This window comes from Microbulbifer sp. MI-G, assembly GCF_030440425.1.
Classification (GTDB): domain Bacteria; phylum Pseudomonadota; class Gammaproteobacteria; order Pseudomonadales; family Cellvibrionaceae; genus Microbulbifer; species Microbulbifer spongiae.
The window spans coordinates 1,162,745-1,177,240 of sequence record NZ_CP098023.1 but is presented as its reverse complement, the minus strand read 5'-3'; the positions used below and the strand labels follow the sequence as shown (position 1 = coordinate 1,177,240).

The 14,496-nt window shown below is 56.8% G+C and carries 13 protein-coding genes; 6 read left to right on the top strand and 7 right to left on the bottom strand.

The window, feature by feature from the left end:
* The first annotated feature begins 223 nt into the window (after nt 1–223).
* The 6 genes from hpf to yjgA all read left to right on the top strand — a co-directional run bounded on the left by hpf (nt 224) and on the right by yjgA (nt 4,369).
* Nucleotides 224–514, top strand: a complete 291-nt coding sequence (hpf, locus tag M8T91_RS04855; protein ID WP_301417362.1) for a ribosome hibernation-promoting factor, HPF/YfiA family — start codon at nt 224–226, stop codon at nt 512–514.
* A 3-nt stretch (nt 515–517) separates the two neighbouring features.
* Nucleotides 518–979 carry a PTS IIA-like nitrogen regulatory protein PtsN gene (gene ptsN / locus M8T91_RS04850; RefSeq protein ID WP_301417360.1) on the top strand — a complete coding sequence of 154 codons (462 nt, stop codon included), beginning with the start codon at nt 518–520 and terminating at the stop codon, nt 977–979.
* Between the two features lie 139 nt (nt 980–1,118).
* A complete protein-coding gene (rapZ, locus tag M8T91_RS04845) occupies nt 1,119–1,979 on the top strand; it encodes an RNase adapter RapZ (protein WP_301417358.1) in 861 nt (286 codons plus the stop codon).
* A gap of 25 nt (nt 1,980–2,004) precedes the next feature.
* Nucleotides 2,005–2,274, top strand: a complete 270-nt coding sequence (locus tag M8T91_RS04840; RefSeq protein ID WP_301417356.1) for an HPr family phosphocarrier protein — start codon at nt 2,005–2,007, stop codon at nt 2,272–2,274.
* Nucleotides 2,275–2,381: 107 nt separating this feature from the next.
* Nucleotides 2,382–3,749: a magnesium transporter gene (gene mgtE, locus M8T91_RS04835; protein ID WP_436970322.1), complete on the top strand. Its 1,368-nt coding sequence runs from the start codon at nt 2,382–2,384 to the stop codon at nt 3,747–3,749.
* A gap of 80 nt (nt 3,750–3,829) precedes the next feature.
* A complete protein-coding gene (gene yjgA / locus M8T91_RS04830; RefSeq protein ID WP_301417354.1) occupies nt 3,830–4,369 on the top strand; it encodes a ribosome biogenesis factor YjgA in 540 nt (179 codons plus the stop codon).
* A gap of 83 nt (nt 4,370–4,452) precedes the next feature.
* Here yjgA and msrB read toward each other — a convergent pair whose 3' ends face one another.
* The 7 genes from msrB to M8T91_RS04795 form a co-directional block, all read right to left on the bottom strand.
* Nucleotides 4,453–4,986 (bottom strand): peptide-methionine (R)-S-oxide reductase MsrB, encoded by a 534-nt coding sequence (gene msrB / locus M8T91_RS04825; RefSeq protein ID WP_301417351.1) that lies wholly within the window; start codon nt 4,984–4,986, stop codon nt 4,453–4,455.
* A gap of 276 nt (nt 4,987–5,262) precedes the next feature.
* Nucleotides 5,263–9,480: a YhdP family protein gene (locus M8T91_RS04820; RefSeq protein ID WP_301417349.1), complete on the bottom strand. Its 4,218-nt coding sequence runs from the start codon at nt 9,478–9,480 to the stop codon at nt 5,263–5,265.
* Nucleotides 9,481–9,528: 48 nt separating this feature from the next.
* A complete protein-coding gene (gene rng / locus M8T91_RS04815; protein WP_301417348.1) occupies nt 9,529–11,016 on the bottom strand; it encodes a ribonuclease G in 1,488 nt (495 codons plus the stop codon).
* The gene (locus M8T91_RS04810) at nt 11,013–11,624 is read right to left on the bottom strand and encodes a Maf family protein (RefSeq protein ID WP_301417346.1); all 612 of its coding nucleotides are present in this window, start codon (nt 11,622–11,624) and stop codon (nt 11,013–11,015) included. The genes rng and M8T91_RS04810 overlap by 4 nt, the downstream gene beginning before the upstream one ends.
* A 95-nt stretch (nt 11,625–11,719) precedes the next feature.
* Nucleotides 11,720–12,199 carry a rod shape-determining protein MreD gene (gene mreD / locus M8T91_RS04805; protein ID WP_301417344.1) on the bottom strand — a complete coding sequence of 160 codons (480 nt, stop codon included), beginning with the start codon at nt 12,197–12,199 and terminating at the stop codon, nt 11,720–11,722.
* A complete protein-coding gene (gene mreC, locus M8T91_RS04800) occupies nt 12,186–13,028 on the bottom strand; it encodes a rod shape-determining protein MreC (protein WP_301417341.1) in 843 nt (280 codons plus the stop codon). Before mreC ends, mreD begins: the two co-directional genes overlap by 14 nt.
* Before the next feature lie 118 nt (nt 13,029–13,146).
* Entirely contained in the window at nt 13,147–14,181 is a 1,035-nt protein-coding gene (locus tag M8T91_RS04795) for a rod shape-determining protein (RefSeq protein WP_301417339.1), read from the bottom strand.
* Between the last annotated feature and the right edge of the window lie 315 nt (nt 14,182–14,496).

Here is a 14,496-nt window from a genome sequence, read left to right as displayed (position 1 = left end):
TGCTGCCCAGCGCTCGGTTTCATTACCCCCCAGCCGGCACTGGCTGACTACTCGACCCAAGCTTCACATGCAGTCACAAACTGACTGGCGCCCTGAAGGTTCAATCCCCAACCAAAACCCAAACTTTGAGTATATGCTTCCATTCTGGCCCACTTCCTAGTAGGGTTGCGGCCCGAAAGGAAGCCGTTAGCCGGTATGCGGTGCACTCGGTAAGGAGAAATCCATGCAGATCAACATTAGTGGTCACCACGTCGATATCACCCCTCCCATGCGCAGTTACTGCGAAAACAAATTGGAAAAGCTGTCTCGGCATTACGGCAACATTACTAACGCCCAAGTCATCCTATCCGTTGAAAAACTGATCCAGAAAGCCGAAGCCCGGGTACACATCAATGGCCATGACCTCTGTGCAGGCTCTGAGGATAGTGATATGTACGCGGCCATTGATGCGCTCGCGGACAAACTGGACCGCCAACTCAAAAAGCACAAAGAGAAGTTGCAAAGCCACCGCTGAATTATGACACTCGAAGCATTACTTTCCCCCCAACTCAGCTTTTGCCATCTGGCAGGGAGCAGCAAAAAGAAGTTACTGCTCAATATTGCCCAGGCGATCGCCGAGCAATATTCCCAACATGATGCCGATACCATCTTCAATCAGTTGATTGCCCGCGAGCGCCTCGGCTCCACCGGCATCGGGGAGGGTGTTGCCATACCACACTGTCGCCTGCCTGGTTGCAGCCAGCCAATTGGCGTGCTCTGCACCATCAAGCCTGCAGTAGATTTTGACGCTACAGATCGCCAACCTGTGGATTTACTGTTTGCCCTGCTGGTACCTGAAGATGCAGAGCAACAACACCTTGAGACACTTGCACAAATTGCCGCCCTGTTTTCCGATAACCGGATAAGGGATAAGTTAAGGCAGGCGAAAACCAGTGATGAACTCTACGCACTGGCCATAGACAGCGCCGCAGCCGCCTGAACTGAACGCTAAACTTCAGCCCAAGCAACCCATGCCCGGTGGAAACGGCGGTATGTGTGCACCACAAACCGCAAGTAAACAGTGATACATTGTTTCCAGTTTACAACGCCAGTGTGCCGACCTCACAAAGGGACTCTCTATGCGCTTGGTGATCATCAGCGGCCGTTCCGGCTCCGGTAAAAGCTCCGCTCTCCAGTTGCTGGAGGATGTGGGATTTAACTGCATTGATAATCTGCCGACCAGCCTGCTGCCCCAACTGGTCAAATGGGCTGGAGACCAGCCGCCACAGGAAAATACCCGTTTGGGCCTGGGCATTGATGCCCGTAACCTGTGGCAGGATATCAAACAGGCACCTCAGGTGATTGAATCCCTGCGAGCAAATGAAGTGCAATGCGATGTGATCTATCTGGATGCGCGCGAGCCGATACTGGTGCAACGTTTCAGTGAAACCCGCCGCAAACATCCCCTTAGCAATAACTGCACTCATCTGCTCGAAGCCCTCAATCAGGAGAGGGAACTGCTCTCCCCTATCGCAGCCATGGCAGATATGGTGATCGACACAAGCAGCCTGAGCCTGCACGAACTGCGTGAACTGGTTAAAAACCGGGTGGTGGGCAAACACTCCAATGGCATGGCCATTCTATTCCAGTCATTTGGCTTCAAGTACGGTGTACCGGTAGACGCGGACTTGGTATTCGATCTGCGCTGTCTTCCCAATCCCTATTGGGAGCCGGCCCTGAGAAAGAAAACCGGCAGGGACCCCGAGGTGATACAGTTTCTGCGCGCCCACCCAGAAACCGATAAGATGGAGGCCGACATCACCCAGTTCCTGCAGCGATGGCTGCCTTCCTACCAAAAAAGCAATCGAAGCTACACCTGCATCTCCATTGGCTGTACCGGCGGACGCCACCGCTCGGTGTACATGGTGGAACAATTGGCCAAAACCTTCTCACCGCAATTCGACAGCTTGCAGATCCGCCATCGCGAGCAACGGAGATAGCCATTCCATTGCGCGAAAGCCCCCTATGCATAAACAGCAACTCACCATTATCAACAAGCTCGGCTTACACGCTCGCGCAGCCAGCAAACTCGCACAAACTTCAGCGCGCTTTTCCTCCGATATCCAGGTGCATTGCCAAGGCAAATCCGTCAATGCCAAAAGTGTCATGGCGCTGATGCTACTGGCAGCGGGCAAGGGCACCGAGTTGACATTGGAAATTAACGGTCCCGATGAAGACGAAGCACTCAGCGCCATCTGCAACCTGATCTCGGATCGCTTTGGAGAAGCCGAGTAGACTGCAAAGACAGGCACCACTGGCTTGCGCCCCTCGAAGCACATAAAATCGCCGCAGCTTTATCCCGGCGGCTGCCGCCTTTCCAACCACTGCAGTAAGGATTCGTTGTGTCCAGCCCACCCCAAGCCGAAATCAAGTTCCGCGCCCAAAACCAGTTGAGCGCGCTGTTTGCCGCGCTCGATAGCGGCACAGGGCAGGAAGTCCGGCGCATGCTCAAAACTCTGACACCCCAGAGCATCGCACAACTGCTGGAAAGTTCCCCCCCCCGTATCCGCCAGGTTCTGTGGGGCCTTATCGACCGGGATATCGAAGGTGAGGTACTGCAGGAGCTCAGCGACGAGGTGCGCAGCCAGATCCTCAACACCATGGATACGGAGGAAATGGTGGAGATCATGGAGGGGTTGGATGCGGACGATATCGCTGACATCCTCCAGCAACTCCCCGAGCGCATCGTCGCAGAAGTGCTCTCATCCATGAGCGAGACGGACCGCCTGCGGGTGGAGAGTGTACTCGCCTACGATGAGAATACCGCCGGCGGCCTGATGGACACCAACACCATCTCGGTGCGCCCCAACCTGAGTCTGGATGTCGTCCTGCGCTACCTGCGCCGCCACGAACAACTCCCGGAATCCACTGACAGCCTGTTCGTCGTAAACCGCAAAGGGGAATATATCGGCCTGCTACCCCTGTCAAAACTGCTTACTACAGATCCTTCGGTCACGGTGCGCGAGGTGGTCAATACCGATGTGGAACCCATCCCCGCGGATATGCCCGATACCGAAGTTGCCCGACTGTTTGAGAAATACGACTGGATCACGGCTCCGGTGGTGGATGAAGAGAACCGCCTGCTGGGACGCATCACCATTGATGACGTGGTGGATGTGATTCGCGAGGACGCCGATCACTCGCTGATGAGTCTCGCCGGTCTAGATGAGGAGGAGGACACCTTTGCGCCCGTACGGCGCACCGCGCGCAGGCGCGCACTGTGGCTGGGTATCAATCTGCTTACTGCCCTCCTCGCCTCCTGGGTGATCAGCCTGTTTCAGAATACCCTGGAGAAGGTAGTGGCCCTGGCTGTACTGATGCCCATTGTCGCCAGTATGGGCGGCGTGGCCGGCAGCCAGACGCTCACCGTGGTCATCCGGGGCATGGCACTTGGGCAAATCGGAAAAAGCAACTTGAACTGGCTGCTCTCCCGGGAATTGGGTTCGGCTGCCCTGAATGCCCTTCTCTGGTCTCTGGTGATTGGACTGATCGCCGCTCTGTGGTTTGGCGACCTACACATCGCCCTGATCATTGTCGCGGCGATGGTGATCAATCTGATCACAGCGGCTCTGGCCGGAGCCATACTTCCAGTAGTATTGCGCGCCATACATATTGACCCCGCCCTGGCCGGTGGCGTGGCACTCACAACGGTGACAGACGTTGTGGGTTTTATGTCCTTCCTCGGGCTCGCCACCTGGTACTTTGGCTAAATGGGCAAAAACAGCCTGTGACGGAGCACCGCTACAGGCCTAGCAGAGTCGGGATAGCCTTCCAACACACGGAGTCCACAATGACCGGGTACAACGACCTGTCGAAGAGCAAAACCCAGCTCAAAAAGGAAATGCACGAGCTGCAGCAGCTGGGACAACAGTTGACTGAACTCTCCAAAGCCCGCCTGGCCGAAGTGCCGATGAGTAACACTCTGCGGGAAGCAATCATGACCTGTGCTCGCATCAAATCCAATGAAGCCCGCCGCCGCCAGATGCAATACATCGGAAAATTAATGCGCAGTGTTGATCACGAGGCCATAAGTGCTGCTTTGGAGAGGTTCAAGGAGCTTGACCGTCGGCACCTGCCCTTCGATACAATGGCCGAGGACTGGCGCAATCGCCTCCTGAAAGAGAGCACCGATGCTCAGGGGGACTTTTTTAATCAGTACCCAGAAGTAAACCACCAGCAATTGCGCCAACTGGTGCGCAACGCCAGTCGGGAAATGAAAAACAGCCTGCCCCCCTCCAACCAGCGCAAGTTGTTTCGCTATCTGCGGGATTTCTTTTCGCGAAAAGCCCAGGACAAGTCGGGGCAGGGTCAACGGGATAATCGGGACTAAGTCGACACTGGCTTTTACGGAAAGTAGACGACATTAGGTCGAACCAGGCAACGCCTGCCGACCAGTCCCACAGACAATCGACACTACGGCTTTTTTTCCATGGCCGGCTCGAAATCCAGTGCCAGGGAGTTCAGGCAGTAACGCAGATTGGTCGGTGCGGGTCCATCCTTAAAGACATGTCCCAGGTGCTCACCACATTTGGACAACACTTCGGTACGCCTCAAGCCCCAGCTAAAATCATCTTTCAGGACAATATTTTCCGGGTAGGCCACATCCCAGAAACTGGGCCAGCCTGTACCGGATTTATACTTTTGCGCCGAACTGAACACCGGCAGGCGACAACCTGCAGTGACATACACCCCCTCTTCATTGTTGTAAAGTAACTTGCCACTATAAGCCCGCTCTGTATCCTTCTCCCAAAGCACCTTGTACCGGTCTTCCGGCAAAAGTTGCTTCCAGACCGATTTTGGTATCTGCTCCAAGTCTTTGCCCTCGCTGATACGCACCTTGGCTTCATCCACTGTCATGGTCTGGGTTTGCCGCTCATCAGCCTCGGAACAGGCTGAAACCGCCAGAACTGCAACCAGCAGCGGACCAAGTACACGGGACTTCTCCATCGTGGAAACTCCTCTCTTCAGTGTTTAGCCATTACCCTAGAGTTAGAGTGTGGCAGATGGTGCCAGTTCAGTGAAAATACTGGCAGCCCATATCGGCGGGGATTTCCCTGGCTGTACCCCCAGTGGAGGCATACGGCAGTGTCCCTGTTGACTGCAGGTTGGGGCAACCCGTTGAAAGTATAAAAACCCCAGCCAACCGCGCCAGGCATGCAAGAGCAGCTATGCGCCCAGTTATGGAAAACGCAACGGATTACCGGGTTAACCGTCTTGGTGCAATTACCGGCCGCCGGTGCCCGCTTGCTCCCCTGGTGGTGGATTCTGCTGCTGCCCGGAGATCACGCCCTCACGCTTGGCACCATCACCATCAAAGAGCCTGTCATAACGGATTTGCGGCTCGGCCCAGTCGCCGCTGATACGATAACTGACACTGGCCATTTTATTTACCTGCTTCTTAAAAGCCTTACTGATCAGGTAAACTCCCGCAGCGGCGGGAAGATTGCCGGCCAACGCGGCGACCAGGGCGAGATTGTTGCCCACTGGCAGCGTTGCCACCAGAGTGAGATCCAGATCCTCTTTCAGCAAGTTGACCCTGCCCGCCATCTGCAGTTCACTGGTGGGTCCCTCCACCTGAATCGGCACTGCGATCAACAGTTGGCCATCTCCCTCGAACACCACTTCACCGCGAACCCGGTCAAAGGCCATGCCACTTTTATACAGATCGGAGAAATCCAGTCGCAAACGGCGCGCCCAGGTGTCAAAGTTAAACAGGGATAACAAACGCAACACCGTGGAGCCCGCTGTGCCTGTGGAACGCAGGAAACGGCCATCCCTGATGTCAATTTTTAAAGTCCCTGAGAGCAGACTGCCCTTCACCTGCACCGGTGAACCATCCCAGCGCAAGGCGGTATCGAAGCTGGCGGATTTACTTTCAATCAGGGGCTGGTGTCCCATGGAGCGCTGGATATCGGCGAGGTCATCGGCAACCAGGCGACCGATAAACTGGGAGGCACTGTTGCCCTCGACATCGCGCATCCACATCAGCTGAGCCCCGAGGCGTGCCTCCCCGGTACCACGTCCTTCCAGGCGCAAGCCGCGCACTGCTCCGCGGATATCGCTCAATACGAGGCGGTCCGATGAGGGCCGCACGCGAAAGGACCAGCGCCCCAGCGCCTCGTCACCCAGTTGCAGGTTCTCTGCACTGAAGTCGATGGCGGGCAAACTTTCAAAATCAAAATCTGCCCAGGGATCTTCTCTCTGTTCAAGGAAGGGGTGCGGGACAGGTGTATTGTTGGACAATTCCTCTCCCTGCTTCGGGGCTGGTAGACGCAAATGGGCCAACTGCAATCGCAGCGGCACCTCCTTATCCAGCACCCCGGCAATATTGCCCGCCGCCATTTCACTGTCAAAATCCAGCTGCCATTTGGTGCCGACACTTTGCCCGGTGATATGGATATGTTCAATATCAACCGCGCCCAGCTGCAGGCGGTCGGTGCTGAGATCAAGGCTAACCGGCAGCGATGTGGGTGCAGTTTTTACAATGGAACCACCGTCACGATCGGCACATTCCGGGCTCTGGTCAGATATACAGTTTTTACTCACTTCCCCAGTTAGACTAGATGGAGCATCCCCCTCCTTGAAATAGACATCCAACTGCTTTTGCCAGCGCGGCAAATCGATACTGGATATGTCTCCAGTGATCGCCAGCCCCCGCTGCGCGGGTAATTTTGCCTCGGCATTCAAAGCGATAGCCGCGCGGTCCAGAACACCCTCTACCAACCAGAACTGCCCCTGCAGGTGCTCACCATAATCCAGGTGAAACAGGCTGCCCTGCGTGCCAATCGGTGCGCGCAGTACGAAATTTGTTTCGCTCTGGGCCGCTTTTCCCAGCGGCTGCGGCAGGTTAACCGCCACACCGGCCAAATTGGATGTCAGCTCGAAAATCGCAGCATAGGGCGCTCCCTTTTCTTTAGCGGGAATAGTGACCAATGCCTGGTAATCCAGAACACCATCCAGCCAATCAAGCTCCGGCCGCCTGCCCCAGGCGGCGATAGACTCAGCGGTAGCACTACCATCCACAACAATCTGGGTATCGCGTAAATTCCCCTCGCCAAAATGGCGGATATGCGCGGCGATCGGCCGCCCCCAGAGTTTGCCGTCCAACCGTGTTCCAGCAAGCCCGTTACCGCTGTCGTAGACGATATCCCCGTGCAAGGCTCTGGCGTGCAATCGCAGGTCTTGCAACAGCAGCTCCCCATGGTGCAATTGCAGTTCAACCCGCTGGCTGGGAGACAGGGCACCACCTCCAAGGGGCTGGGACAGGCTGATCCCCCCCTGGATATCACCCCTCATTTGCCAATCATCAAAGGCACTGCCCAATTGTTGGCGCAGTGGCGATTCCTGCAGCAGGCGCAAACCATCGGCAGCAGGGCCTGATAATTGGGCTTTCACGTCCAACTGGGAACCTTTGCCCGGTAGTGGTGTGACCCCTACAAGAATGTCACTGGCATCGATATCCCACAGTGCGGCCCGATTGGCATTGACCAGTACAGTACCGTCATTGACCAGTAGGCGGCCCTCTACGTCCCTGGCAGAGGGCCAGTCGTCAGCATATTTCAGGCTGCCATCGGCAAAATCTGCCACCAATTGCACAGTCTGGCGCTTGTTATGGGCCCCCAGTGCCCTCAGGGCATCACTTTTGCCCTGTTTTGAATAGCTGCTGCCGCGGTAGATAAATGCGGCGCTCTCCACGCGTCCGGGATTGTTCGTACCCAAGCCCTTATTTAACCAGCTGCGCAGATCCCCACTGACCGTCTTGGGCACCAACAGTTTCTGTGCCGAGGCCGGCGCATCGCGCAGCGACAAAGCCAAGACAAAATCCGTTGCGCGACTTTGTGCCTGAAAAGGCAATGCCAGCAAAAACTGCCCCTTGACCTCACCCAGGGCACTGTCCAGCTGCAGAGGCCCCGAAAGCACGCTGACCTCATTCGCTTCCTTTTCCACGGCCCAAGCCACGGTACCGCTGGCCCGCTCGAAAGAGAAAGCCTTGGCGTACAAAGTGGGAAAATCGACCCCCAGCGCGGTACCATCCAACTCCACCCGACCATCAGCGCCATTGAGTTCCAGATAGCCACTCAGGTCAGACACTGCGGGGGCACCCCGGAATGCCCGGGTGCTGATATCTCGCAGGTTAGCGATCAGGCGGATACCCCCCCCCTCCGTATTCTGCAGTAGTTGCACCCGGTGCAGCTGGCCACTGGGCTCCAGAGCACGCAGCCAGTCATCGGCCACGCCATCCAGAAGTTCCAACCGCTTGACGATTTCGCGCCAGCCTCCCAGTTCAATCACATCCGCCGCCAGGGCCAGCCCGTGCCGGTCACTACTCACCTGCAGGTTGAGTGGCGGCATCTGCAGGTTCTGCCACCCGATCTGTATATCCTGCAGGGTCAACTGCCAGAGTTCGCCGGGCAGCCAGCGCCCGGATATATCCCCGGAAAAGGCCCGCAGTGGAGCCATAATCCGGTCGCTATCGGTTGCAGTACCCTGTTTCGTTCCCAGGGCTTTTTCCAGGTTCTCCACCTGGGCAAGATCCACGCGCCCCAACAGACGATACCCATTATCAGCATCTTTCTGCAGCCACAGGCGCCCGTCCGCCCACTTGCGGCCGCGCCAGTGGAAGCGATCCGGCAATGGTGTGAGTTCATGCAAAAGTGTGACGATATCGTCATCAATCAGCAGCTCATTCAACTGCAAGTAACCGCGCAGAGAGAAATGTCTTTTCTCTCGGGGATTACCGCGCCCCTCAAGAACCAACCGCAATGTCTCCGAATCAACCCGCTTGTGCTCGCCCTCGCGGGAGATAAAGGCGCGGGCGATAAGGCGGCGGAAGTCACCCCGATGCTCCAGCTGGATCTGGGGCAGGCTGATCTCGGCCAATTGGCTGTCCGGGAGTTGTACGGTGATCGCCGCATCGCGTATCTGGATTTTGGGGCTGAGTTGAAAAATACGTGCAGGGTCCGCGGCACTCGGGCCTGTTGTGAGGTCGCCACCGGACTTTAGGGAAATGCCCGGGAAACCGTCGAGTCGCCATTCCCCCTGTTTATCGCGAATAAGACCAGCCGCAAAAGTATGTATTTGCAGATCCTTCCATACCAGCTCCCGGTTCCACAAAGTGGCAAGCAAATCCAATTGAAAGAGACCGCGCTCCATACGCAGTTCTCCATTGCTGCCGAGGCGCAACCCATCCAATTGCAATGCGACTTCCAGGGCCTCCCAGCGCAGAGAGATACGTTCCATCTGCACCGGCACACCCAGACGATTGGAAAGCCAGTGACTGATTTGCGGCCGGTAGTTCTCCACCTGGGGGGACAACAGACGTCCGGTTTGCACAGTGATTGCCAGAACGATTACCAGGCTGACTATCAGAAGCCAGAACTTTCTCGCGAGCCAGCGCACCACAACCATCAGCAATGCCTCCCCAGCACCGGGCAGCGGCAAGCCCCTGCACCCTTGGTGTAGCGCAACGAAAGCACGCGCAGACGAAGGCTAGACGAGCACAATATCGTACTGCTCCTGGTTGTAGATGGGTTCAACCTGAAACTGTATGGGGCGGCTGATAAATTCTTCCAGATCGGCGACATTGGCCGATTCCTCATCCAGTAACAGGTCGATAACCACTTGGCTTGCCAGCACCATGATCTTTTCGCTGTCGTAAGCTCTCGCCTCGCGGATAATCTCCCGGAATATCTCGAAACATACCGTTTCCGCACTTTTCAACGTACCGCGGCCCTTACAAACGGGGCAGGGCTCACACAGTATCTGGCCCAGGGATTCCCGCGTCCGCTTGCGGGTCATTTCGACCAGCCCCAGTTCGGAAACACCGGTGATACTGGATTTCGCATGATCCCGCTCCAGCGTCTTCTCAAGTGTCCGCAATACCTGGCGCTGGTGCTCGGCATCTTTCATATCGATAAAATCGATAATAATGATCCCCCCCAGGTTGCGCAGGCGCAACTGGCGGGCGATCGCAGTAGCGGCTTCCAGATTGGTCTTGAAGATTGTCTCTTCCAGATTGCGGTGACCGACAAATGCGCCCGTATTGACGTCGATAGTGCTCATCGCTTCTGTCTGTTCGATGATCAGGTAACCGCCGGACTTCAAAGTCACTGTATTTTGCAGTGCCCGCCCTATCTCCTCCTCTACACCGTACAGGTCAAACAGGGGACGCTCGCCGGGATAGTGCTCCAAGCGGCCCGCAATTTCCGGCGCATACTTGCCGGCAAACTCCGCCGCTCGACCGTGGGCCTCGCGGGAGTCTATGCGGATCTTTTCTGTGTAAGGGCGCGCAAGATCGCGCAGCGCGCGCATAGACAACGGCAGGTCCTCGTAGATGACCGACGGTACCGGCCGCACCTTGATATTCTGCTCCAATTCCGCCCACAGTTTGTAGAGAAACGGGATATCCCGCAGCAGCTCTTCCCCGCTCACCCCTTCGGCCACCGTGCGTACAATAAAACCACCATCCGCTGAGAGCCCATCCTGGGCAAGCTGGGATGAGGCCGCCTCAACCAACTGGCGCAACCGTTCGCGCTCATCTTCCCCCTCAATTCGGTTGGAAATCCCGATATGGCGGGTTTGCGGCATATATACGAGGTAACGTGCGGATACCGACAGATGGGTGGTAAGTCGTGCACCTTTGCTACTGATTGGGTCCTTGACCACCTGTATGACCAGAGGCTGGCCCTCGCGCACCAGTGCGCGAATATCTGCCACCTCCGAGTCACGCGCTTCCATCCCCTCGTCATCCAGCGGCGCAATATCCGAGGCGTGGATAAACCCGGCGCGCTCCAAGCCAATGTCCACGAAGGCTGCTTGCATACCCGGCAGTACACGGATCACCTTGCCCTTATAAATATTGCCAACAATACCTCGGCGCGCACTGCGCTCCAGGTACACTTCTTGCAAAACACCGTTCTCCACCACCGCAACGCGGGTTTCTGTGGGCGCGACATTAATCAACAGTTCCTCACTCAAAGCCGGGTCCCCTGCCAGTAGGGAATCCCGGCGTGCTCCAGCATGGGGACCAGGGCTTCCAGCGGCAGGCCAACCACATTGCTGTAACTGCCACTAATGGATTCCACCAGCGCAGCACCCATTCCCTGAATGCCATACCCACCGGCCTTGTCCACAGGTTCACCGGTGCGCCAGTAAGCTTGGATCTGCACTCTGGACAGGTGCCGAAAGCGCACCCGTGTCTCCACCAGGCGGCTGAACTGTCTCCTTTTACTGCGCAGGCAAATGGCACTCAAGGTGGAGTGTTCAACCCCCGACAGAGCCAGCATCATGGATTCAAAATTACTGTAATCCCGGGGCTTCTCCAACACGGTCTCCCCGGCAAGCACCACCGTGTCGACGCCCAGGGCCCAGAGTTCTGGAGGGGTCGAAGCCGCCAGCAGGCCAGCCTCGGCTTTATCATGGGCCAGGCGCTGAATATAGTCCTGGGGACTCTCTGTGCGCTGCCGCTGCTCCGCTACCGAGGGGATAAATTGAGAAAACGGAACCCCAATCTGGGTGAGCAATTGTGCCCGGCGCGGTGATCCCGAGGCGAGAAGTAGACGGTTTGCGGTGCTAGTATTCGTCACTCTACTGCATATTCCCTGTGGGCCAGCGGCTGATTATAGCGGAAGTGTTTAAATTTTGATCGAAATTTTACTCTGCTTTACAGCTGACTTTTTGGTCAGCGAATACCCAGACGCCTGGACATGCCCCGCAACAGTGGTGCTACCCAGGGCCAGAGTAGTGCTGTGGTGAGCGCTGGCCAGAGAAAGGTCAATCCCGGCACCGTTTTCCCTTCCAAACCATGCACCCAATTGCCCACAACTTGATTGATACCAACCAGTACAAAGACCCACAGCAATTGTTGCAGTGGATTAAAGGCCCTGGTGCGCTGGTAGGTCAACAGGCTGAAATAGGCCAGTACTGCCAGGGCCAGGGCGTGAGTACCAAAACTGGCCCCTGTGGCCAAGTCTTCAAGGATACCCACCATCCAGGCAAAGCCCACACCCAGGGCCTGGGGTAGCTGGGTAATCCAGAAAATGACCAGCAGGGCGGGAAAAGCCGGCCGGAACCAGAGCCATTGCTGCGGCAGGGGCATCACAGTAAGCAGCAGCGACAAAAAAATGGTGGCGGCGACAAACCAACGATTATTCGCCTGCAAGACCCTGCCCCTTGTCACCAATGACGGCCAGTACAAAACGGCTGCGATTCATGCGTCCGCGCGGCAGCACTTCCGCCTCGGCAAAGGGCCGGCCGGGGTCCCGCGTTACTGAAATCACCTCACCCACCGGGTAACCCGCAGGAAAGCGGCCACCAAGGCCGGAGCTGAGCAGGAGATCCCCCTCGCGGATGTCGCTGGTCGTGGCCAGGTGGCGCAGCTTGAGATGGTAGAGATCCCCCGTGCCCTCCGCTACAGAGCGCATACTGTTACGCAGCAGCTGCACGGGAATGGCGTGGCTGGCATCTGTGATCAGAAGAACCCGGGAGAATGCATCCCCCGCCTCAATCACCTGCCCGAGCAGACCGCTGGCGTCCATAACCGGTGTACCCACATCGAGGCCATCATCCCGGCCTTTGTCAATCAGCAGCACATGCTCGAGCGGGTCGGGAGAAATGCCGATCACCTGGGCCACCAAAACCCGGTCGTCGACCATTTCCGCTGCATTCATCAATTCCTTAAGCTGGGTATTCTCCGCCTTCACCGCCGCCAGCAGTTGGCTGCGCTGTTCCAGCAATAGCACCTGACGCTTGAGGCGGCTGTTTTCTTCCAGCAGCTCTTCCCGGGAGCGAAGCTGTTCACCTGCCCATTCACCCACACGCTCCGGTGCACCGGTGAGCCAGTACATTGGCGCAACAAACCCAAAGAGACGCTCACGGGTGGACTGGAGCCAATTCGTATAGTGATCCGCTGCAATGAGTACCACCGCCAGCAAGCCCAGTAGCAGCAGGCGAAACTCAGGGGAGGGGCCGCGGGTAAACAGCGGTTTCAAAAGCAGCTCCCTTTGTACAGGTCAATGAAAATTGGTGTCACCATAGACCGGATGTCGTTCAAACTGTGTCACTGGCCACCGGCAGCTATGCAGAGCGTTTAAAGTGACATCAGATTTATCAGTTCGACATTAGATACAGACGGCTCCGATCCAGCATATCCAGCGCCTTGCCACCGCCGCGGGCCACACAGGTGAGCGGGTCGTCGGCAACAATCACCGGCAGACCGGACTCTTCCATTAGCAGGCGATCCAGATCGCGCAATAGGGCACCGCCACCGGTCAGTACCATACCCCGCTCAGCGATATCGGAGGCCAGTTCCGGAGGAGACTGCTCAAGGGCACTTTTCACCGCCTGCACGATGCCGGTGAGAGGCTCCTGCAGGGCTTCGAGAATTTCATCGGAATTCAGGGTAAAGCTGCGTGGCACCCCTTCGGCCAGGTTGCGTCCGCGCACATCGATTTCGCGCACTTCACTGCCCGCATAAGCACAACCGATCTCCTCTTTGATCCGCTCTGCAGTGGCATCACCGATTACACTGCCGTAGTTGCGGCGCACATAATTCACGATGGCCTCATCGAAACGGTCACCGCCGATGCGGACCGAATCTGAGTAGACGACGCCATTGAGCGAGATAATCGCGATCTCAGTGGTGCCACCGCCGATATCCACCACCATTGAACCGCTGGCTTCTTCCACATTCAAACCGGCACCTATCGCCGCCGCCATGGGCTCCTCAATCAGGGACACTTCCCGGGCACCGGCACCCAGGGCGGATTCACGGATCGCGCGACGTTCCACTTCAGTAGACTGGCAGGGCACGCACACCAGTACCCGCGGGCTCGGGCGCATCCAACTGTTTTCATGCACTTTCTTGATAAAATGCTGCAACATTTTTTCCGTAACCTGAAAATCGGCGATGACGCCATCCTTCAAGGGGCGGATTGCGGAGATATTACCGGGAGTACGGCCCAGCATTCGCTTGGCTTCAACACCCACGGCCTCAACGATTTTCTGGCCATTGTAATGACGGATAGCGACAACGGAGGGCTCGTCGAGTACAACGCCGCGATCGCGAACGTAAATCAACGTATTGGCGGTCCCCAGGTCGATGGAGAGATCACTGGAAAACATACCCCGCAAACGTTTAAACATGGAATTCGATTACCTTGTAGTCTTAGTCAGCCCCCGGGCCGGGCACGGCAAATGCGGCTAATTTTATGGCTGGAAATTTTAGTTAGTCTACCTGAATAAATCTGAGTTCCGAGCCGCATTTCAGGCCGGGATTTACACAACTGACCGGAATCTCCCACCGCCCGGCGGGATTCGGCAAACTCTAACAACCGCACCGACTCAGAGCAAGGCTGAAGCCGGGCCAATCGATGACAACCGGCCATGGGCACCGCAGTCGATGAGAATGACGGCTCATTGTGCTAAATTGACCGGCCCTGCCCGAAGTCCGGCGCAACG